Below are 21300 nucleotides of genomic sequence, written 5' to 3' on the forward strand. Positions count from 1 at the left end.
CGTAGTCGAGGAGTGATGCATGGACGACCGGCTGAACCCGTCCTGGGAGGCGACCGCGATCTACCGGGCCAGGGTGCGCGGATCCCTCCTCGGCGGCGCGATCGGTGACGCCCTCGGGTACCCGATCGAATTCGCCTCCCTGGACCGAATCCGCGCCGCGCACGGCGCGAAGGGCGTCACCGGTCTCGTACCCGACGGGCAGGGCGCCGTGGGCCGCGTCACCGACGACACGCAGATGACCCTGTTCACGGTGGAGGGCCTGCGGCAGGCGCACGAGCGCGAGCGCCACAAGGGCATCGGCGGCGGCTGGCCCCGGCTGGTACGGGACGCCTACGGCCGCTGGTTCGACACCCAGCGCCTGCCCGGCCCGCCCGCCGGCGCCGCCGGACTCGCCGCACAGGGGTGGCTGTACGCGCGCCGCGCCCCCGGCAACGCCTGCCTCTCAGGCCTCGCCCAGGACTTCGTGCCCGACCCCGGCGACGCACTGGGCCGCCCCGGCCCGGTCAACTCCGACTCCAAGGGCTGTGGCGCGGTCATGCGCTCGGCGCCGTTCGGTCTCGCCCGGGTGCCCGGCGACACCGCGTTCCTGATGGCCGCGCTGTGCGCCCAGACCACCCACGGCCACCCCACCGGTTACTACTCCGCGGGCGCCTTCGCCGCGATGGTCGCGCACCTGGTGGAGGGCGACTCCCTGGAGGGCGCCGTACTGCGCGCCCTGCGCCTGCTCGCCCGTCACCCCGGCCACGAGGAGACCACGGCCGCACTGCGGCGCGCCCTCGACCTGGCCGCCGAGGGTGCGCCGACCGCGGAGAAGGTGCAGACGCTCGGTGGGGGCTGGATCGGCGAGGAGGCCCTGGCCATCGCCGTGTACTGCGCCCTCGTCGAGCCCGACGTCCGGCAGGCGCTGCTGCTGTCCGTCAACCACTCCGGCGACAGCGACTCCATCGGCGCCGTCTGCGGCAACCTCCTCGGCGCCCGCCACGGCGACCACGGGCTGCCGCACGAGTGGCTGGAGCGCGTCGAGGGACGGGCCGAGACGACGGTCCTGGCGGACGACTTCGCCGCGGAGTGCGCAGGACGCTGAGAGTCCCGCGGCACAGCTGAGGGCCACGGCCGCGCGTACGGGGCCGTACGGAGGGGATGTGACAGGGTGGGGCCGTCCCCGCGTCGGTCGTACGGAAGGAGCCAGGTCATGCCCGTCGAACCACTGTCGCAGAAGGAGATCGAGGACCGGCTGGCGGAGCTGCCCGGCTGGTCCCTCGAGGGCGACCGGATCGCCCGCTCCTACCGGCTCGGCACGCACTTCGCGGCGACCGCGATGGTCGTGCACATCGCCCAGGTGCAGGAGGAGCTGGACCACCACTCCGACCTCACCCTCGGCTACAACACCGTCTCCCTCACGGTGAACACGCACAGCGCGGGCGGCGCTGTCACCGACCGGGACTTCGAACTGGCCCGCAGGGTCGAGGAACTGGCGCCCGGTCACGGCGCGCACTGAGCGGTCCCCGCACGTGCTGGACTACGAGAAGGAAGCCGCGGAGTACGACGCCCTGCGCGGCGGTGAACCCCGGGCCGCCGCGGCGGCCGACGCCGTGCTCGCACTGGTACCCGAGGGTGCCGGCCGACTCCTCGATGTGGCCTGCGGCACGGGCATCGTCACGCGGCGGCTCGCGGCCGCGCGGCCCGGGCTGCGGGTCGTGGGCGCGGACCTGGCGTACGGGATGGCGTGCCGGGCCGTCGGCCGGCTGCCCGGTGCCGTCGTCCTCGCCGACAGCCGCCGACTGCCGTTCGCGGACGGGACGTTCGACGCGGTCACCAGCGTGTGGCTGCTGCATCTCCTGGACGGTCCCGACGCGGTGCGGAGCGTGCTGGCCGAGTGCGCCCGGGTGCTGCGGCCGGGCGGTGTCCACGTCACCACCGTCGACAAGGCCGCCTCCCACAATGTGGGCAGCGACATCGACGCCGTGCTCGCCCCCGCCCGCGCCGGCCCGCGGAAGACGCCGCCGAAGCGGTCGCGGCGCACGCCGCCGCCTGCGGCCTGGTCCCGGCCGGCGAGGCCCGCTTCGCCGGGACCGGCCAGGGCCGCAGCCCCCGCCGCACCCTGGCGGACCTGCGCCGCGGCTGGTTCGTCACGCTGGCCCCCGACGACCCGCTCACCGGACGGATCGCCGGCGAACTCGTGGCACTCCCGGACCAGGACCGGCCGCGCCCCGACCCGGTGTTCACCCTGCGGGCGTTCCGCAAGACCGGACCCTGACGAGGCGGCCCGGTGGCCTCAGGCGCGCCTGCTGAACTCCATGACCCAGTTGGTCACCCAGGTCTCCCCGTCGTCCACCGAGAACGCCTGCTCCCAGCGGGCGGCGGCGGGCGAGACCCCCGACCACACGAACCGGACCCGCACGTCCTTGCCGTCGTATGTGTCGTCGCCGTGGAACTCACCCCGGTCGCCGTCGAACCGCCCGATCACGGGCGGGAACAGCTTTCCGCTGGTGCTGGAGGACCAGTTCAGCGACCACTGCTCGGTCTCCCGGTCGAACAGCCTCAGGGTGAGCCCCTTCGACCCCAGGTGCGGCATGTCGATCTCGTCGATGTTCGCCGCCCCGTCGAACAGCGGCCGGCAACGGCTCGTCGCCGTGAACTCCTCCCAGTGGCTGCCGGGGTCGAGGAAGTCGGTCCGGCGGCGGTTGAGCACCTGCCACTCGCCGTGGAGGAAGTCGAAGTCGTGCGGGCTGCTCATCAGCGGTCTCCTGTCGTGCCCTCGGGCAGCGAATCGGTCAGGTAGGCGTTGAGATCAGGGACGTCGGGTGCGAGCAGATGCCGTACCCAGGCGTCCCGTTCGTGCAGAACCGGCGGCAGTTCCCAGACGCAGCCGATCCACGGTCGCTCGGTCAGGACGAAATGAGCGGTGTCCCGGTCCGGGCAGCCGAGCACGGGCTGGCCGGCCGCCGCGCCACGGAAGTGCAGGACGTTGTCCCACACCCAGCTGTACGCGTTCAGATAGGCGCCGTCGTCCTCGCCCCGGTGCAGCACGACGAACGTCGCGGGCGGCGTGGCGTCCGGCTCGGGCAGCAGCTGGGGCAGCATCGCGTACGCCGCCTTCTCGACGTCCGGCGCGATGCCGGCCGGGTCGGCTGTGACGTGGTAGCGCTTGATCCAACGGCCCGCCACCTCGATCGGCGGCGGCACGGTGAGGAGTTTCTCCCTGAAGGCCATGCCAGGGACGCTAAGGCCGGTTCCCTGACATCCTGTGTCAGTGAAGTCCAGTCGGCTCGTCTCCATCCTGCTGCTGCTCCAGACCCGCGGCCGGATGACCGCCGCCCAGCTCGCCGAGGAGCTGGAGGTCTCGGTGCGCACCGTCTACCGGGACGTCGAGGCGCTGCACGCCGCGGGCGTTCCGCTCTACGGCGACGCCGGGCACGCGGGCGGCTACCGGCTGCTCGACGGCTACCGCACCCGCCTCACGGGACTGACCGCGGGCGAGGCCGAAGCCCTGTTCCTGTCCGGCGCGCCAGGGCCGGCCGCCGCACTCGGACTGGGCTCCGTCCTCGCCGCCGCCCAGCTCAAGGTCCGCGCCGCACTGCCGCCCGAACTGCGCGTGCACGCCGACCGGGTCAGCGCCCGCTTCCACCTGGACGCCCCCGGCTGGTACGCGGACGCCGACGAGGCCCCGTTTCTGCCTGCCGTCGCGGCCGCCGTCTGGAACAGCCGCGTGCTGCACGTCCTGTACCGGCGCTGGCGCGAGCCCACCGATGTGGAGCGCCGTCTGGAGCCGTACGGACTCGTACTGAAGGCGGGGCGCTGGTACGTCGTCGCCGGGCCGGGACCGCGCACCTTCCGCGTCGACCAGATCCTCGATCTCAGTTCGAGCGACGAGGAGTTCACCGTCCCCGAGGACTTCGATCTGGCCGCGTACTGGGCGGCGTACCAACGGGATTTCCACGACCGGCTGTACCGCGGCGAGGCGGTCGTCCGGCTGGCCCCGGGGGCGCGGCTCACCGGATCGGCGGCAAGGGCGGTCGAAGCCAACGGCCGTGAGACGGCCGACGGTTGGACTCTGGCCACCGTACCGATCGAGTCCGTCGAGCACGCGCACGGCGAGTTCCTGAGCCTGGGCGCGGACATCGAGGTCCTGGAACCCGAGGAGTTGCGCCGGCGGATCGCCCGGACGGTGTCCGAGCTGGTGCGGAGGTACGAGCCGTCGCCGGGCTCAGGGTGTGTAGACGGTGGGTCGGGGCGGAGTGGGCATGTTGCTGCCGATGAAGAAGCTGGGGTGCGGGGGCCGGTTGCAACACGGCTCAGGCCGCCTGACCGGCCATCGCCGTCAGGCGGCCTGAGCCCGCGGGGCCCGGCTTCTCGGTGATCTGCTGTTCGATCTCCGTGCCCCGGCGTTTCCGGGGGCGCGTCGCTGGTACGACACGCGCCCCGGATCAGCGGTGCGGGCGCAGCGGCTGGAAATAGTGGGTCAGCGCCCAGGTGCCGATCCGCTTGCCCGCCTGGGCCCCGGCCGCGTCCGCCGAGCGGAAGTGGATTCCGGCCCACACACGCGCGTCGATCATGTCCTGGTCGAGCTGGTCGGCGTATGCGTAGTGCCGGGTGGTGCCGGTGATCTCGGACGGGATGTTCAGGTCCAGCCGTGTCGTGCCGAGGATTCCGCTGAGGGTCCGGGTCACCGCGCCGGTGACCGTGGTGTGGCCGCTGAGGTGGTCAGGGTGCGGCGGCGTGAGGAGCAACGGCTGCCACTGCGGGTCGGCCTGGGTCGCGGGATTGCCGTCGGTGTCGGCCAGTTGGACGGCGGTGATGGGCCGCCAGCGCGCGTACCGGAGCTTGGCGTCCCAGGCGGTGATGACGGCGTCGGTCGCCGACGTGTTCGCCGCGGCGAACACGCGTGCCGTCTCGGCGATGCCCAGGTGGTGCCGGTCGGTGTAGTCCCTGAGCGCCGCCTGGATCTGTGTCACCAGACTGCCCCCGAAGAACAGGGCCGTCTCGGTCTGGAGCGCGGTGCGGGGCGAGCCGGTCTTCGCGCCCATGCTCTTCACCTCGTTCAGGTCCTGGGCATAGCGCGCCGAGTGCAGGGCGGGCGGCGGGCCGGGACGGAACTGGTCGGGGGAGAGCAGCAGCATCGGGCGCAGCCTGCCGAGCCAGGGGTCGATGAAGGGCAGGTGGCCGGGCGGGGTGGGCCGCCAGACACCGGGCGCCGGCGGGGTGGTGAACTGCACGGGCGCGTCCCGGCCGTCGCCTTCGCGCAGGGTGATGAGACGGTCGGCGGCGCGCTGTCCGAAGTCCACGCCCTGTGTCTTCGCCGCGCCGTCGGGAATCCTGGCGAGCCAGTCTGCGTAGGCGGCGTCGAGCCCGGCCCGGGACGCGGGGAAGTAGGTGAGCAGGACACGGTGCGCGGCGGCCACGGCCGCCGCCTCGGGCGATGCGGTGGAGGGGCCGCGCTCCTGCCCCTTGTACGGGGCGTAGTCGCCCCGGATGCCTACCACGGCGTTGTAGACGGCGGCCGAGACGAACCCGTGCCAGACGACCGCCTGCCCCGATGGGCGGGAGGGGCCGAGGTTGGCGGCGATGGTGTCGGTCGCGATGGAGTTCCATGCGCGGATCGCCGCGGGGTCCGCCGAAGGGACCGAGTGACGGGCGGCGGTCGCCGGGGACCCGGCCAGGACGGTGACGACGAGGAGCAGGAGTGAGGTGACGGCGCCGAGGGCGGCGGACCTGCGGGAACGAGAAGCTTCCATGACCGGCATAACCATCCGGCGTGCGCATGGTCACGCCGCTGGGGGCGTGTGCCGTGCGCACGGCACACGCCCCGGTCGTCAAGCGCCGGGCTGGGGGCGGGAGCGGCCGGTACGGGCGGGGTGCCGGCGAGCAGGCCGGCGGCGAGCGCCAGGACGGCCGTGAGGATGCGGGTTCTTCGCACGGTGGGGTCCTTCCTGCACGGAGGAGGGCGTGACGACCGGGCGGCCCCCCGTGCGGGTGAGGGCCGCCCGGCCAGGTGGCCTCGTCGGCAGGTGACGAGGCCGCGCACCCGGAGCTTTCAAGCGGTTCCGGCGGAGCGCGGTGAACCACCGCGCCCCTTCAGGGGCGCGCGACCAGCCGCAGACGGCCCGCAGCCGTAGCACCGCCCTTCGCGTGGAGCGCTTGGCGGGGCTATTCGAGGAGCTCCGCGTACGAGCCCATGGCGAGGGCGATGTCCGCCTGGGCCCAGAACCGGTGGTACGTGAACGAGGGCGCGGCACCGCCCTTCAGATACGCCTCGATCTTCGACCAGGCCGGGTCGTTCTTGTAGAAGGACCGCAGCGACGTGAAGGTGGACGAGGAGTTGATCGCGTCGCCGTTCGGCATCGTGCCGCTGAAGCCGCTCGGCACGTACACCGTGTCGCCGAAGCGGTTGTAGTCGGCGCGGGTCTCCGGGACGGCGATGCCCAGGTTGTCCTGGTAGTTGCTCCACATGCCGTCCAGCAGCGCCTTGGCCGTGGACTTCGCCGTCGCGTCACCGGACTTGGCGGCGTAGTAGGTCAGCGTCTTGGCGTACGCCGCGGCCACGCCCACGTCGTTGGTGTAGTCGGCGACCGTGACGTGCAGCCCGGCGTTGGAGCCCGGGCTCGACGGGTTCCAGGTGTCCGGCTGGCCCGACCACTGGAGCGTGGAGGGAATCCGGTACGTGCCGTCCGGGTTGATCGTGGTCTTGGACAGCGCCCACTTCACCCACTTGTCGAGAACCGCCTTCGCCGTGGCGTTCCCCGTCTGCTGGTAGTACTCCGCGACCCGCTCCATCGACCAGGCCTGGAAGCCGAACCACTGGTTGGACGGCGGGTCGTGGTAGACCGGCTGCCAGTCGTAGTACATGCCGTAGAAGGTGGAGGTGCCGCTCGGCGGAGTCGCGTACCGGCCCTGCCAGCTGTTGGTCGCGCCGCCCGCGATCGCGCCCTCGGAGGACTGCAGCCACTGGTAGAACTCCATTTGCCGTTGCAGCGACTTGGACCAGTCCGAGGCGCCCGTGGCCGACTTGGGCTTCAGGTCGGCGTAGGAGCTGAGCGCGTACGCGGCGAGCGGGTTCTGGTAGCCGCCGTGGACGTGACTGGAGCCGATGCGCCAGGCCCAGCCCGCGGAGGTGTCCAGGGCGCCGCCCCAGGCGTAGTACCAGGACAGCAGGTAGTGCGAGGCGTCCTTGCCGGTGCCCGCCGGGCAGGACGAGGCTCCGACGCAGTTGCCGATCTTCTTGAAGTACTTGTCGTACATCGCGTAGCGCAGGTAGTCGCCCATCTTCGCGGCCTTGCCCACGGTCGCGGAGACATCGCCGCCCTTGCCCTGTTGCTTGGCCCACACGTCCGCCCAGTAGGCGGCCTGCACGGCGCGCGCGTCGGCGTCGGGAGCGTCGGTGAACTTCCACTGCTTGGCGTACGACGAGTCGCCGGTGAACAGGTCGAGGTACCCGTTCTTGCCGCCGTACTTGAAGGAGTCGCAGGTCGGCTGCGGCACCGTCTCCCACACCGACTCCTGCGGACCGCGCTGGAAGGTGTTGATGTACGACGGTCCGGTGGCGGTCGGGCCCGCCTCGCACTTGCCGGGCTCGTTGCCGTACCCGTAGACGTTGTCGACGTCCTGCAGCCAGTGCATGCCGTAGACGTCGTCCGTGCCGTACGCGCTCTTCAGCTCGCCGGCGATGGGGTCCGAGCCGACGGAGACCGACGTGTCGAGCTTGGCCGGGTACTCGTTCGGTGTGTCCAGCTCGGGGGCGTAGGTCGCGGGCTTGGAGGCGTTGTAGAAGGAGTTGGCCGGCTGGTCGGCGTGGGTCGGGATCATGTACTTCTCCATCAGACCCCAGGCGCCGTTGAACTTCGACCAGTCGCCCGTCACCTTCCCGTACATGGCCTGCAGCCACAGCAGATAGCTGTACGCCTCCGACGTCGTCTCATGGCCCTGGTCCGGCGCCTCGACGATCAGCGTCTCCACCGAGTGGTACGGGATGCCCTCGGGGGAGAAGTAGCCGTTCGCCGGGTTGGTGATCTTGCCGTAGAGGTCCAGGAAACGGGCGTCGTACGCCTTCGTGGCCGCCAGTTCCGTGACGGTCACCGTGGCCTTGGTGTAACCGGTCGCGGAGGCCGTGAAGGTGGCCGATCCGGTACCGGAGGCGTCCGCCGTGATGGTCACCGTCTGGGCCGTGTTCCAGTTGGACGGCGTGAAGGTGAGCGAGGAGCCGCCGGTGACGGACAGGCCGGTGTTGCCGTCCGTGCGGGCGACCGACACCGTCACGTTCGCGCTCGGCTGCTTCGACAGCGTGACGCCGAACGTGCCCGTCTTGCCCTGCTGGACGCCGAGCTGGGTCGGCGAGGCCGCCACGGCGGGACCCGAGGCGACCGTGATGCCGACCGGCGTGGACTCCGCCGACGCGCCCAGGCTGTCGTACGCCTTCGCCACGAGGGAGTGACTGCCCACGGTCAAGCTTGAGACCGAGAGCGAGTAGGGCGTGCTCGTGTCCGTGCCGAGCAGCGTCGTGTCGTCGTAGAACTCGACCTTGCTGATCGTCGCGTTGTCGGCGGCGGCCGCCGTCGCGGCGAGCGGAACAGCGTCGCCCTGGGTGTAGACCGCGCCGGCTGCCGGGCTGGTCAGCACGGTGACCGGCGGCTGGTGCGCGCCCGCACAGGTCGTACCGTTGACGGCGAAGTTCGTCGGCGTGGCGTTCGTGCCGCTGTACGTGAACTGGGCGCCCGTGTTCACGGCGGCCCCGGCGGCGATCGTGCCGTTCCAGGACGCGTTCTTCACCGTGATCGACTTGCCGGACTGGGACCAGGTGCCGCTCCAGCCGTTGCTCAGCGTCTGGTTGCCCGTGTAGTCGTACGTCAGCGTCCAGCCGTTGACGGCGTCGGTGCCCCGGTTGGTGATCGTGAGGTCCGCGGTGAAGCCGGAGCCCCAGTCGTTGGTCTTGTAGTCGACGCTGCACTGGACTGCCGCCGCATGGGCGGGAGTCGTGCCGTTCGCGAGCATCGTCACGGGGAGCGCGAGGGCCGCCACGGCGGCGGTCCAGAGCCGCCGCGCCACGCGGCGTCTGCGTCTTTGGGCCATGTGCTGGTTCCTCCTTGCGGCTCGGAGCAGAGGTGGGGGGAGGAGCAACAAGCCTTGAACCAGTGGGAGCGCTCCCATATTGGAGAGGGGGTCAAGAGGGGTCAAGGTGCTTGAAGAGTCGAAAAGATTCGACACGGTCCGCTGAAGGAAAGTCAGCGGCTCCTCTGTTCTTTGCCGTCACTTGGCGCTACCTTCACCGGCACCAGTGGGAGCGACTCCATCAGTCGACGCGTCCGTCAGGGGCGCGCCCGAGCTGCAAGGACTCGCTCATGCGACACCCCCCTCGTTCAGCGCTCTTACTCGTGGCCGGCGCGGTCGCCGTCGTCGGCAGCGTGGTCGTCCCGGTGGTCACGGCCTCGGGCGCCGCACCCGCGTGCACTGTGGAGTACTCCGTCACGAGCCAGTGGGACAGCGGCTTCCAAGGCGCCGTCAAGATCACCAACAACCGTGCAGCTGTGAGTGGTTGGGCGCTCACCTTCGACTTCGCGGGCGGTCAGAAGGTCAGCCAGGGCTGGAACGCCAAGTGGTCCCAGTCCGGTACGACGGTGACCGCGACCAACGAGAGCTGGAACGGCTCGCTGGCAACCGGCGCGAGCGTCAGCGCCGGGTTCCTCGCCTCCTGGTCGGGGAGCAACGCCGTCCCGACGGTGTTCAAGCTCAACGGGACGACCTGCAACGTCGACTCCGAACCGACGCCCACGCCGCCCCCGACCGAGCCCCCGGCGAGCGGATCGGCCCCGGCCCTGCACGTCGTGGGCAACAAGCTCGTGGACGCCGCCGGCAAGGCCCGTCGCCTGCTCGGCGTGAACCGGTCCGGCGGCGAGTTCATGTGCGTGCAGGGCTACGGCATCTTCGACGGCCCGGTGGACGACGCTGCGATCAAGGCGATCGCCGACTGGAAGGCGAACGCGGTCCGCATCCCGCTCAACGAGGAGTGCTGGCTGGGTCTTTCCAACGTCAAGCCGGAGTACGCGGGTGCCGACTACATCAAGGCCGTCAAGGACCTGGTGGCCCGCGTGGAGGCGCGCGGCATGACGCCGATCGTCGAGTTGCACTGGACCCACGGCCAGTACACCGGCAACTCGGCGGGCTGCTCCGACGTGCACGCCACCTGCCAGAAGCCGATGCCGGACGCCCAGTACACCCCGTCCTTCTGGTCGTCGGTCGCCGACACGTTCAAGGACGACCAGGCGGTGGCGTTCGACCTGTTCAACGAGCCGTATCCGGACCGGGCGACCTCCAGCGTGACGGACGCCTGGAAGTGCTGGAAGGACGGCGGCACCTGCCCCGGCATCTCCTACGAGGTCGCCGGCATGCAGGACCTGGTCGACGCGGTGCGCTCCACCGGGGCCGAGAACGTGATCCTGGCCGGGGGGCTCGCGTACTCCAACGACCTGAGCCAGTGGCTGACGTACCGGCCCAGCGACCCGGCGGGCAATCTCGTCGCGGCCTACCACGTCTACAACTTCAACACCTGTTCGAGCGAGAGCTGCTGGAACTCCACGCTCGCCCCGGTCGCGGCCCAGGTGCCGCTGGTGGCAGGGGAGATCGGTGAGAACACCTGCTCGCACGGGTTCGTCGACCAGGTCATGAAGTGGTTCGACGACCGGAACCTGTCCTACCTCGGCTGGACCTGGAACACCTGGGACTGCTCCTCCGGGCCGTCCCTGATCTCCAACTACGACGGAACGCCCACGTCGTACGGCATCGGGCTGCGCGACCACCTGCGCGCCCTCAACGGATAGTCCACCCAGTTCGCAGTCCACACAGTTCACGACCAGACAGGAACCCGCACTCATGAGTCGTACGAGAACATCGTTACTGGCCGCCCTCGCCCTCGTCGCAGGTGCGACCGGCACCGCGGTCGTCGCCACCCCCGCGCACGCCGCCGTCCCCTGCACCGTCGACTACAAGGTGCAGAACCAGTGGGACACCGGATTCACCGCCGCCGTAATCGTCACCAACAACTCGACCGCCAAGTCGAGTTGGTCGGTGAAGTGGTCGTACGCAGGCAACCAGAAAGTCACCAGCGGCTGGAACGCGCAGATCAGCCAGAGTGGGGCCGCCGTCACCGCCGCCAACGAGAGCTACAACGGCTCGCTGGCGACCGGCGGTTCGGTCAGCTTCGGCTTCAACGCCTCCTACAGCGGCACGAACGCGGTCCCGGCGACCTTCACGCTCGACGGGGCCACCTGCAACGTCGACGCGGGCGGCGGCAACGGCGGGGGAACGGGAGGCGGCAGCGGCGGCGGCTCGGGCAGCCGCGTCGACAACCCGTACGCGGGCGCCAAGGTGTACGTGAACCCCGAGTGGTCCGCGCACGCCGCCGCCGAGCCGGGCGGCACCCGCGTCTCCAACCAGCCCACCGGCGTCTGGCTCGACCGCATCGCCGCGATCAACGGCGTGAACGGCGGCATGGGCCTGCGCGCGCACCTCGACGAGGCGCTGAAGCAGAAGGGCAGCGGCGAGGAGGTCGTGCAACTCGTCGTCTACGACCTGCCGGGACGGGACTGCTCAGCCCTGGCGTCCAACGGCGAGCTGGGCCCGACGGAGATCGACAAGTACAAGACGCAGTTCATCGACCCGATCGCGGCGATCCTCTCCGACCCCAAGTACGCCTCCCTCAGGATCGTCACCACCGTCGAGCTCGACTCGCTGCCGAACCTGATCACCAACACCGGCAGCCGCGCCACGGCCGTTCCGCAGTGCGACACCATGAAGGCCAACGGCAACTACGTGAAGGGCGTCGGCTACGCGCTCGCCAAACTCGGCGCCATCCCGAACGTCTACAACTACGTGGACGCCGGGCACCACGGCTGGCTCGGCTGGGACGACAACTTCGCCCCGACGGCCGACCTGCTCAAGCAGGCGGCCACCAGCGAGGGCGCGACGGTCGACGACGTGGCGGGCTTCATCACCAACACGGCGAACTACAGCGCCCTGAAGGAGGACAACTTCACCATCAACGACACCGTGAACGGCACGTCGGTGCGCCAGTCCAAGTGGGTGGACTGGAACCGGTACGTCGACGAGCTGTCGTACGCGCAGGCCTTCCGGGACAAGCTCGTCTCGGTTGGCTTCAACTCGAACATCGGGATGCTGATCGACACGTCCCGGAACGGCTGGGGCGGCTCGGCACGGCCCACCGGACCCGGTCCCAGGACGGACGTGGACGCGTACGTCAACGGCGGTCGCTACGACCGGCGCATCAATACCGGCAACTGGTGCAACCAGGCGGGCGCCGGACTCGGCGAGCGCCCGCAGGCCAATCCGGCCGCCGGTATCGACGCCTACGTGTGGATGAAGCCGCCGGGGGAGTCCGACGGCTCCAGCTCGGCGATCCCGAACGACGAGGGCAAGGGCTTCGACCGGATGTGCGACCCGACGTACACGGGCAACGCACGGAACAACAACAACATGTCGGGCGCCCTGCCGAACGCACCGCTGTCCGGGCACTGGTTCTCGGCCCAGTTCCGGCAGCTCATGCAGAACGCCTACCCGCCTCTGCCGTGACGCGATGACGCCCAGGTGATCCGCCGGGGTCAGCCCTCCAGGGACAGACCCCGGCGGATCGCGGACTCGACCGGTGAGTAGTCGCCGTCCGGCCGCTGAAGCTCGTAGGGGAGGGCCGGTACCAGTGGCGGCTGGGCCATGAAGCGGGGACGGATGCCGTGGTTCGGTTGGGCCGCGTGCACCAGGAACGGGTGGCAGAGGTAGACGTCGCCGGGGCTGCCGGTGGCGTGAGCGAGCGGGCGGTGCGCGGAGGCCCCGACGACCTGCGGGGCGATCTCCAGCATGGACACGCCCTCCTCGCCGTACGGCGCAAGGACGGGCGGGATGTCGAGGTGCGAGCCGACCCGGATGCGGGTGGGCGCGTCCTGCTCGGTCACCTCGGAGAAGAGGAACAGCATCAGCAGGGCGCGATCGCGCGAGCGCAGGTTGGTGTGGTACCAGCGGGTCTCGACACCCTCGGGCAGATAACTCCCCTCGATGTGCCAGCCCGCGTCGTCCGGCTCCTCCCCGTGCGGGAATCGCAGCGGAAAACTGCCGAGGGAGTAGCGGGGCACCCAGCGTCCCTCACCCACCAGCAGGTCGAACGCCTCGTGCAGAACCCCGGAGTTGGCCGCTGCCGCGAACGGCCCCTGGGCCATGCCGCCCACCCAGACCACCGGGTCCTTCCAGGTGCCGGGGTCGTCGGGGTCGTAGCCCGTCTCCTTCCACAGCAGCCGGGCGCAGTCCTCCGCGACCCGCGGCGGAAAAGCGCCCTCGATCTTGACGAATCCGTCCTCGATGAAGCGCTGCACCATCCGGTCGTCCATGGGGCCATCGTCGGCGACCGGTCGGCGGTGGCGCACCCCGTTTTTGCCGTACCGGCAACAGAAGTGGCCCCCTCACGGTGCGTCGGCGCAGGCTGACGGCACCGAGAAGAGAGGGTGACCACCATGGCGCACGAGCACCACGACCATCACGCGCACGCCGACGTGGACTGGGCCACGATGGCCCCGCTGCTGGAGTCGCAGGCCGAACTGCTCACCCCCATGTACCGGCGGATCGCGGGCTGGCTGGGAGAGCGCGGTGCCCGGCCGGGGCTGATCGTCGACGCCGGCAGCGGACCGGGAGCCGTCACTTGCGTCCTCGCCGAGGCCTTCCCCGACGCCCGGGTCGTGGCGGCCGACGGCTCCGAGCCGCTGCTGGAACGCGCCCGTGTGCGGGCCGCCCGGCTGGGGCTGGCCGACCGCTTCACCACTCTGGCCGGTGAACTCCCGGATGCCCTCGACGAGTTGGAGTACCCGGTGGACCTGCTGTGGGCGAGTCGCAGCCTGCACCACCTCGGTGACCAGCGCGCGGCACTCGCCGCTTTCGCGGATCGTCTCGCTCCCGGCGGGGTCCTGGCCCTGCTGGAGGGCGGCCTGCCCCCGCGCTGGCTCCCCCGTGACATCGGCATCGGACGCCCCGGTCTGGAGGCCCGGCTGGACGCGGTGGAGACCGAGCGGTTCACCGTGATGCGCGAGGAGCTGCCCGGCGCGGTCGCGGAGACCGAGGACTGGGCCGCGCTCATGACCTCCGTCGGGCTGCGCGTACCGGTGACCCGCACCTTCCTGTTCGAGCTCTCCGCCCCGCTCTCCGACGAGGCCCGCAGCTGTGTCGTCGCCGAGTTCCAGCGCCGTCGCGACAAGCTCGCGGACGGCCTGGACGCGACGGACCGCGCGACCCTGGACCGCCTCCTGGACCCGGACGACAAGGCGAGCCTGTACCACCGCCCGGATATCTACGTGCTGCAAGCGCACACCATGCACACGGCCGTCAAGGCTTGACCTGGAGAGCGCCCCACGACCGATCGGCCGGCCCGACGGGCGTGTGCCGGGCGTCCTGTGGCGGGCGCCCGGCATCACGGGCTCAGTTGTTCCGAATGAACTGCTTGGCCAGCGACTCACCGAGGGACACCGCCGCGCTGTGGCTCTCGATCGGTGACACCTGGGAGTTCTTGAACAGGATGTACGTCACGCCGGAGTCCGCACCGCCGGTCGCCGGGTCGGGGTCGATGCCGAGCGCCTTCGCGGTGGCGTAGGACGCCTCGCCGATGATCTTCGTGGGGCCGGTGTCGCCGACGACCGCGTACTCGACCTTGTTGTTGTAGATCACGGCGACCACGCCGCCGCCCTTGATGCCGGAGCTGGAGTACTTCCAGATGCTGCCGGCGCTCGGCACGACGACGTACGGCAGCGAGTCGGCGCGCAGCGGCTTGCCGTCGGACTGGTGGAACGCGGTGTCGTCCTGGAACCAGGGGTCGGTGTCGCCGTTGCACTTGCCGGTGACCTGGCCGTCGCAGTCGACGTCCATGTCGGCCTTCCAGAACACCGCGCCGTTCTTGCCGCACACGGGGACGGTGGCCGAGGTCTCGTCGTCGGTCTTGTACTTGCCGTTCGATATCTGCGAACAGGACGTCACCTTGGCGAGGAGGTCGGCCGCGCTGACCGAGCCTTCCTGCGCGTTCCTGGGGGCGGCTCCGGAGGCGTTCGCGGGGAGCAGGGCGGTGGCGAGGAGTGCGGCGCCGGCGGCCGCGGCGAGGGTCAGTGGTCGAGTGCGCACTGTGGGGTACCCTTCTGTTAGGAAAGTTTCCTTACCGGGTGCCGTACAAGGTGGACCCGTCTGCATGCGCGCGTCAAGTCCCTGTCTTTCTCGCCCTCAGTGCCCTGGGCGGACAGCGACGCGCCCCGGAGCCGCCGTCGCGGCGGTCCGGGGCGCGTCGTTCAGTCTTCGGTCAGCCCATGTCGAACGTGGCCGGGTTCGGGCCGAGGCGGCGATCCTCGTTCAGCGCGCTGATCGCCGCCATGTCCTCGGTGTCCAGTGAGAAGTCGAAGACCTCGATGTTCTCCCTGATCCGGGCCGGGGTCACGGACTTCGGAATCACGATGTTGCCGAGCTGCACGTGCCAACGCAGCACGATCTGGGCCGGGGTGCGGCCGTGCTTCTGTGCGATGGCGACGATCGCCGGCACCTCGAGGAGGCCCTTGCCCTGGCCGAGCGGCGACCAGGCCTCGGTCGCGATGCCCTGCTCCGCGTGGTACTCACGGGCGGCGTGCTGCTGCAGGTGCGGGTGCAGCTCGATCTGGTTGACCGCCGGGATGACGGAGGTGGCCTCGATCAGCGTCTCGAGGTGCTCCGGAAGGAAGTTGGAGACGCCGATCGCCCGGGCGCGGCCGTCCGCGTGCAGCTTCTCGAAGGCCTTGTACGTCTCGACGAACGTACCCCGGGACGGCAGCGGCCAGTGGATCAGGTACAGGTCCACGTACTCCAGGCCGAGCTTCTCCAGCGACGTGTCGAAGGCGCGCAGCGTGGCGTCGTACCCGTGGTCGCTGTTCCAGAGCTTGGTGGTGACGAAGAGGTCCTCGCGGGGGATGGCGGACGCGGCGACAGCCTTTCCGACGCCCTCCTCGTTGCCGTAGATCGCCGCTGTGTCGATGCTGCGGTATCCGGCCTCCAGGGCGGTGGTGACCGCGCTCTCCGCCTCGGCGTCCGGCACCTGCCAGACGCCGAAGCCCAGCTGGGGCATCTCGACGCCGTTGTTCAGGATGATCGGGGGGACCTTGCTGCTCACGAGCTCTCGATCCTTCAGTCGTCGGGTGGTGCTCCTATCGTCAACGATCACCACCTTACGTGCATTCCTCACCGGCGGGTTCCCCGTCGAGTCTCGACGGCAACCGCACATTGGCCGGAAATGGATCCGACCTCATCGGTCCGGACCATTGACCGAGTCACGCCGGCCCGCGACTCTGTATCGCGGCACCGAACGCATTGCTGAACTCAGTGCATACATGTGAACAACGCGCCTGCCTGCCTGGCTCTGCCCGGGCTCCCCGACCCCCCACTCGCTGGAAAGCAGGTACGCACACATGAACGACAAGGCGTACAGAGCCTGTCCGCTGGGACAGGGCTCTGCAGAAACATCGGAGGAAAGGGGCCCGGCAGGCCGCCCCTGACTGACCGGGGCGCCAGGGCATGGTGACCCGCGGAGGGCAACTCCTCGCATGCGCACGGGAGTTGGCCGGTCCGGCTCCCCGGCCGGGAGGCCGCCGAGCCGTACCGCACGCGTACCGCCACCGCATGCGGACCACGTCACCCGCCCCCTGGCCACCGACGGCCTCCACGGGGCTGGGCGCCTTCCGATCACGAACGAGCAGCTCGGTACGACACATCCCTGCGCAGCGAGGTGAACAGTCATGAACCCCACCAGAAGAACCCTGCTGAACGCGGCCCTCGGCGGCACGGCGGCCGCGGCGGTCGGTCTGCCGACGGCCACGGCGCGAGCGGCCTCTTGGCGGTTGAAGTGGTCCCCCTCGGCGAGGGACGACGGCCTCGGCGCCTTCGAGACCGTCGAGGACGACCGCGCGGACTCCCACCCGGCCGGGCACCCGCACATCTTCGCCACCGGCGACAACTGGCGCTTCAACATGCACACGGTCGACCGCGACACATCGACCGACAGGCAGCGCCAGGAGGTCACCGGGCTCCGCACGGGCAGCAGCAGTTACCTCAAGTGGACCGAGGGACAGACCTGGCGGATCACGTACTCGATGTACATCCCCGGCTCCCTGAAGGCGACCACCACTTTCACCCACATCATGCAGATGAAGCAGCCCGGCACCGGCACCTCCCCGATCGTCGTGCAGTCGCTGCGGCGCGTGAACGGCGTGCAGACCATCGAGCTGAAGCTGGCGATCGACGACATCCTGGTCGGCCGGACCAACCTGGAGCCGCTGCACGACAAATGGACCGACGTCGACTTCCAGATCAAGGTCGGCGACGGCTCGTCGGGCTCGGTCCGCTGGATCCTCAAGAGCGGCTCGACCACTGTCATCGACAAGTCGAAGACAGGCGTCGACACCTTCCTCGCCGACCGGGTGCGGCCCAAGTGGGGCATCTACCGCTCCCTGGGCGACACCTCAGGGTCCCTGCAGGACACCTACCTCCTGATCACCGATCTCCGCGGCTACCAACTGGCTTGACGAGCGGCGGTGGCCTGGAGAACCCCGTCAGAACGATGCGCATCGAGTGCCCGGTCCGAGCGGGAGGGGCGCTGTGCCGGCTCAGGTCCGGTACAGGGCCTCGACCTCGTTCGCGTACGCGTTCTCGATGGCCTTGCGCTTCAGCTTCAGCGACGGCGTGAGCAGCCCGTGCTCCTCGGTGAACTGGTGGGCGAGGATGCGGAACGTACGGATCGACTCGGCCTGTGAGACCAGCGTGTTCGCGGCGACCACCGCGCGCCGCACCTCCGTCTCCAGGTCCGGGTCGCGCACCATCTGGGCCGGGGACAGCTTCGGCTTGCCCTGCATCTGCAGCCAGTGCTCCACGGCCTCCGAGTCCAGTGTGACGAGCGCGGCGACATAGGGGCGGTCGTTGCCGACGACGATGCACTGCGCGACCAGCGGATGGTCCCGTACGCGCTCCTCGAGCAGCCCGGGCGAGACGCTCTTGCCGCCGGAGGTCACCAGGATCTCCTTCTTGCGCCCCGTGATCGTGAGATAGCCGTCCTCGTCGAGTGAGCCCAGGTCGCCGGTGGCGAGCCAGCCGTCGTGGAGGGTCTGGTCGGTCGCCTTGGGGTTGTTGAGGTAGCCCTGGAAGACATGGGCGCCGCGCAGCCAGATCTCGCCGTCGTCCGCGATGTGCACGGTGGTGCCGGGGATCGCCTGGCCGACCGTGCCGTAGCGGGTGCGCTCGGGCGGGTTGGCGGTCGCCGCCGCCGTGGACTCCGTCAACCCGTAGCCCTCGTAGATGTGCACGCCGGCGCCCGCGAAGAACAGGCCGAGCCGGCGGTCCATCGCCGAGCCGCCGGACATCGCGTGCCGTACCCGGCCGCCCATCGCGGCGCGGATCTTGGAGTAGACGACCTTGTCGAAGAACTGGTGCTGCATGCGCAGGCCCGCCGACGGGCCGGGGCCGGTGCCCCACGCCTTGGCCTCCATCGCGTCCGCGTACTTCACGGCGACCTCGACCGCCTTCTCGAACGGCCCGGAGCGGCCCTCCTTCTCGGCCTTGCGGCGGGCCGCGTTGAACACCTTCTCGAAGATGTACGGCACGGCGAGGAAGAACGTCGGTCTGAACGCGGCGAGATCGGGCAGCAGCGCCGCCGCGTTCAGCTGCGGCTGGTGGCCGAACTTGACCCGGCCGCGGATGGCCGCGACCTCGACCATCCGCCCGAAGACGTGCGCCAGAGGCAGGAACAGCAGGGTCGCCGCCTCGTCGCCCCGCTTGGAGTGGAACACCGGTTCCCAGCGCTCGATGACCGTGTCGGCCTCGAACATGAAGTTGCCGTGCGAGAGGACACAGCCCTTGGGGCGGCCGGTGGTGCCGGAGGTGTAGATGACGGTGGCCACCGTCTCCGGGGTGACGGCCTGCCGGTGCCGGTGCACCACCTCGTCCTCGATGTGCGCGCCCGCGTCGTACAGCTCCTGCACGGCGCCCACGTCGAGCTGCCACAGCCGGCGCAGCTGCGGCAGCCGGTCGATGACCGTGGCGACGGTCATCGCGTGGTCCTCGTGCTCCACCATCGCGGCCACCACCTGCGCGTCGTGCAGCATCCAGAAGACCTGCTCGGCCGACGAGGTGGGATAGACGGGGACGACCTGGGCGCCGATCGCCCACAGCGCGAAGTCGAAGAGGGTCCACTCGTAGCGCGTACGGCACATGATCGCGACGCGGTCCCCGAAGCGGACGCCCTGGGCCAGCAGTCCCTTGGCGAGCGCCATCACCTCGTCGCGGAACTCGGCGGCGGTCACATCGCGCCACCGGCCCTGCTCGTCCTTGCGGCCGAGGGAGACACGGAGCGGATCTTCCCGGGCATACTCGAAGACGACATCGGCCAGGCCGCCCACCGGCGGCGCCGACGCCAACGGAGGGTTGGTGAACTCGCGCAATCCCCGCTCCCGGCTCCTTGGTTCGCCTGCGGGGTGCTCCAGCCGGTCAGGCTCACTGGTGGCGCTCCGCACAGCGCCGTGAAAGCTACCCCACCCAGGGGTCGGGCGGGAGAGGGCTGGAAACCCCGGAACCTCTCACAAACGCACAGGTCAGCCATGGAAAATGCGAGCACAAAGGGAAGGGGCGGACAGAATCGCTTACGGCGGCGTAGGTTCCGGTTCCGTAATCTCCACGGAATCTGTACGGGGCGATTACCGCGCCGCACGCCCTACTGGCGAGTAGGGCGGGGCGGTGGCCGGGGTCTTCCGCAGGCCACCGCCCCCGGCGGTCATCCCTGCCGTACCACTGTCTTCTTCTGCGTCCCCGGCGCCGATCCTGTCACTCGGTCCCGCGGCTGTCGCACCAGAACCAGCACGGCCGCCCCCGCGACCAGCCCCACCACGCCGGCCGTCACGAGCGCCGCGTTCAGTCCCGAGGCGAAGGCGGTGCGCAGGGCGTGTCCCGAGAACGTGCCGCGCAGAGCCCCGGCTCCGCCGCCCGCCAGGGTGTGGGCCGCCTCGTGCGGCAGCGTGTCGCCCATCCGCGAGGTCAGGACGGTACCGAAGACGGCGACCCCCAGCGCGTACCCGAGCTGCCGCACGGTGTTCACCGCACCCCCGGCCATGCCCGCCCGCTCGGGTGTTACCGCGGCCAGCGCGGCCCCGGCGACGGTGGGTGAGACGAACCCGGTGCCCACGCCCACCAGGACGAAGCCCGGCACCAGCACCACCCAGCCGGAGCCCGCGTCCAGGACGGCCTGGCACAGACACCCCGCCGCCGTCAGCAGCAGCCCGCCCCCGATGGTCAGCCGCGCCGGCGCCCCGTGCAGCAGCCGCCCGGCCAGGACCGCGACCACCATGGCGGCGACCGTCAGCGGCAGCAGGGTGAGCCCGCCGCGCACCGGACTCATCCCGAGCAGCGTCTGCATCCAGATCGAGAGGTACGGCGTCACACCGAACGCCACCCCGTTGAAGGCGAGCGCCCCCACCATCACGCCCACGAACGCCGGCTTGCGCAGCAGCGACAGGTCGAGCAGCGGATGCGCCACCCGCCGCTCCACCAGCACGAAGCACACCAGGGCCAGCGCGGCCAGCGCGAACGCCCCGAGCGCCGGCGACGAGGTCCAGCCGTCCTCCCCGGCCCGCACCACCGCGTACGTGGTGCCGCCCGCGAAGGCGGCGAAGGTGACCGTGCCCGCCCAGTCGACGCTCATTCCGCGCGGACCCCGCGACTCCGGCACCACGCGCAGGGTCAGCGCCACCGCGAGCACGCTCACCGGCAGATTCACGAAGAAGATCCACCGCCAGCCCGGGCCCTCGGTGAGCACCCCGCCGAGCACCGGACCGACCGCCGCTGCGGCACCGCTGACCGCGCCCCACACCCCGAGCGCCGCCGACCGCTGCCGCCCCTGGTAGACCGAGCCGAGCAAGGGCAGGGTCGTCGCGAACATCGCCGCCGCTCCCACGCCCTGCACCGCACGCGCCGCCACCAGTGCCACCGGCCCGGAGGCGAGCCCGCACAGCAGCGACGCCGCCGCGAACAGCACCACACCCACGACGTGCACCCGGCGACGTCCCAGAAGGTCGGCGGCGGCCCCCATTCCCAAAAGAAGGGCGGCCAGCGCGAGCGCGTACCCGTCGACCACCCACTGCAGATCGCTCAGCGACGTGTGCAGCGACCGCGCCATGTCCGGAAGCGCGACGACCACGATCGTCACGTCCAGCAACAACATGAACGTGCCCAGGCACACCGCCGTGAGCGGCCCCCATGTACGCATGTCCC

General features: G+C 70.5%; 16 protein-coding genes and 1 pseudogene. 8 read left to right on the top strand and 9 right to left on the bottom strand.

Annotated features, from left to right (window positions below):
* Positions 1-19 precede the first annotated feature (19 nt).
* The 3 genes and pseudogenes from N8I84_RS32560 (at position 20) to N8I84_RS32570 (ending at position 2257) form a co-directional block, all read left to right on the top strand.
* A complete protein-coding gene (locus N8I84_RS32560) occupies positions 20-1084 on the top strand; it encodes an ADP-ribosylglycohydrolase family protein (protein WP_263232986.1) in 1065 nt (354 codons plus the stop codon).
* 108 nt (positions 1085-1192) lie between these two features.
* Positions 1193-1498, top strand: a complete 306-nt coding sequence (locus N8I84_RS32565; RefSeq protein ID WP_263232987.1) for a 4a-hydroxytetrahydrobiopterin dehydratase — start codon at positions 1193-1195, stop codon at positions 1496-1498.
* Positions 1499-1511: 13 nt separating this feature from the next.
* Positions 1512-2257, top strand: a pseudogene (locus N8I84_RS32570) (class I SAM-dependent methyltransferase).
* 18 nt (positions 2258-2275) lie between these two features.
* Here the strand turns inward: N8I84_RS32570 and N8I84_RS32575 are convergent.
* Positions 2276-2737 (bottom strand): hypothetical protein, encoded by a 462-nt coding sequence (locus tag N8I84_RS32575; RefSeq protein WP_263232988.1) that lies wholly within the window; start codon positions 2735-2737, stop codon positions 2276-2278.
* Positions 2737-3213: a hypothetical protein gene (locus N8I84_RS32580; RefSeq protein WP_263232990.1), complete on the bottom strand. Its 477-nt coding sequence runs from the start codon at positions 3211-3213 to the stop codon at positions 2737-2739. The genes N8I84_RS32575 and N8I84_RS32580 overlap by 1 nt, the downstream gene beginning before the upstream one ends.
* Before the next feature lie 40 nt (positions 3214-3253).
* Between N8I84_RS32580 and N8I84_RS32585 the strand changes: the two genes are divergently transcribed.
* Positions 3254-4360 carry a helix-turn-helix transcriptional regulator gene (locus N8I84_RS32585; RefSeq protein WP_263232991.1) on the top strand — a complete coding sequence of 369 codons (1107 nt, stop codon included), beginning with the start codon at positions 3254-3256 and terminating at the stop codon, positions 4358-4360.
* Between the two features lie 67 nt (positions 4361-4427).
* On the opposite strand, the gene N8I84_RS32590 is transcribed toward N8I84_RS32585, so the two are convergent.
* Positions 4428-5735: a vanadium-dependent haloperoxidase gene (locus N8I84_RS32590; RefSeq protein WP_263232992.1), complete on the bottom strand. Its 1308-nt coding sequence runs from the start codon at positions 5733-5735 to the stop codon at positions 4428-4430.
* Positions 5736-6147: 412 nt separating this feature from the next.
* Positions 6148-9063, bottom strand: coding sequence for a glycoside hydrolase family 48 protein (locus N8I84_RS32595; protein WP_263232993.1), 2916 nt, complete (start codon positions 9061-9063; stop codon positions 6148-6150).
* 269 nt (positions 9064-9332) lie between these two features.
* Between N8I84_RS32595 and N8I84_RS32600 the strand changes: the two genes are divergently transcribed.
* Positions 9333-10808 carry a cellulase family glycosylhydrolase gene (locus N8I84_RS32600; RefSeq protein ID WP_263232994.1) on the top strand — a complete coding sequence of 492 codons (1476 nt, stop codon included), beginning with the start codon at positions 9333-9335 and terminating at the stop codon, positions 10806-10808.
* Positions 10809-10860: 52 nt separating this feature from the next.
* The gene (locus N8I84_RS32605) at positions 10861-12576 is read left to right on the top strand and encodes a glycoside hydrolase family 6 protein (protein ID WP_263232995.1); all 1716 of its coding nucleotides are present in this window, start codon (positions 10861-10863) and stop codon (positions 12574-12576) included.
* A 29-nt stretch (positions 12577-12605) separates the two neighbouring features.
* Here N8I84_RS32605 and N8I84_RS32610 read toward each other — a convergent pair whose 3' ends face one another.
* Positions 12606-13382 (bottom strand): phytanoyl-CoA dioxygenase family protein, encoded by a 777-nt coding sequence (locus N8I84_RS32610; RefSeq protein ID WP_263232996.1) that lies wholly within the window; start codon positions 13380-13382, stop codon positions 12606-12608.
* Positions 13383-13505: 123 nt separating this feature from the next.
* Between N8I84_RS32610 and N8I84_RS32615 the strand changes: the two genes are divergently transcribed.
* Positions 13506-14378 (top strand): class I SAM-dependent methyltransferase, encoded by an 873-nt coding sequence (locus tag N8I84_RS32615; protein ID WP_263232997.1) that lies wholly within the window; start codon positions 13506-13508, stop codon positions 14376-14378.
* An 82-nt stretch (positions 14379-14460) separates the two neighbouring features.
* Here the strand turns inward: N8I84_RS32615 and N8I84_RS32620 are convergent, their stop codons facing one another.
* The gene (locus N8I84_RS32620) at positions 14461-15153 is read right to left on the bottom strand and encodes a glycoside hydrolase family 75 protein (protein WP_263232998.1); all 693 of its coding nucleotides are present in this window, start codon (positions 15151-15153) and stop codon (positions 14461-14463) included.
* A gap of 172 nt (positions 15154-15325) precedes the next feature.
* The gene (locus tag N8I84_RS32625; protein ID WP_313884309.1) at positions 15326-16162 is read right to left on the bottom strand and encodes an aldo/keto reductase; all 837 of its coding nucleotides are present in this window, start codon (positions 16160-16162) and stop codon (positions 15326-15328) included.
* A gap of 622 nt (positions 16163-16784) precedes the next feature.
* On the opposite strand from N8I84_RS32625, the gene N8I84_RS32630 reads away from it, so the two are divergent.
* Entirely contained in the window at positions 16785-17570 is a 786-nt protein-coding gene (locus tag N8I84_RS32630; RefSeq protein WP_263233000.1) for a polysaccharide lyase, read from the top strand.
* Positions 17571-17651: 81 nt separating this feature from the next.
* Here N8I84_RS32630 and N8I84_RS32635 read toward each other — a convergent pair whose 3' ends face one another.
* Both N8I84_RS32635 and N8I84_RS32640 read right to left on the bottom strand, forming a co-directional pair.
* On the bottom strand, positions 17652-19478 hold the full coding sequence (locus tag N8I84_RS32635; protein WP_263233002.1) for an AMP-dependent synthetase/ligase: 1827 nt from the start codon (positions 19476-19478) through the stop codon (positions 17652-17654).
* A gap of 329 nt (positions 19479-19807) precedes the next feature.
* Positions 19808-21295 carry an MFS transporter gene (locus N8I84_RS32640; protein WP_263233003.1) on the bottom strand — a complete coding sequence of 496 codons (1488 nt, stop codon included), beginning with the start codon at positions 21293-21295 and terminating at the stop codon, positions 19808-19810.
* Between the last annotated feature and the right edge of the window lie 5 nt (positions 21296-21300).

Origin of the sequence: Streptomyces cynarae, assembly GCF_025642135.1 — a bacterium.
GTDB lineage: Bacteria > Actinomycetota > Actinomycetes > Streptomycetales > Streptomycetaceae > Streptomyces > Streptomyces cynarae.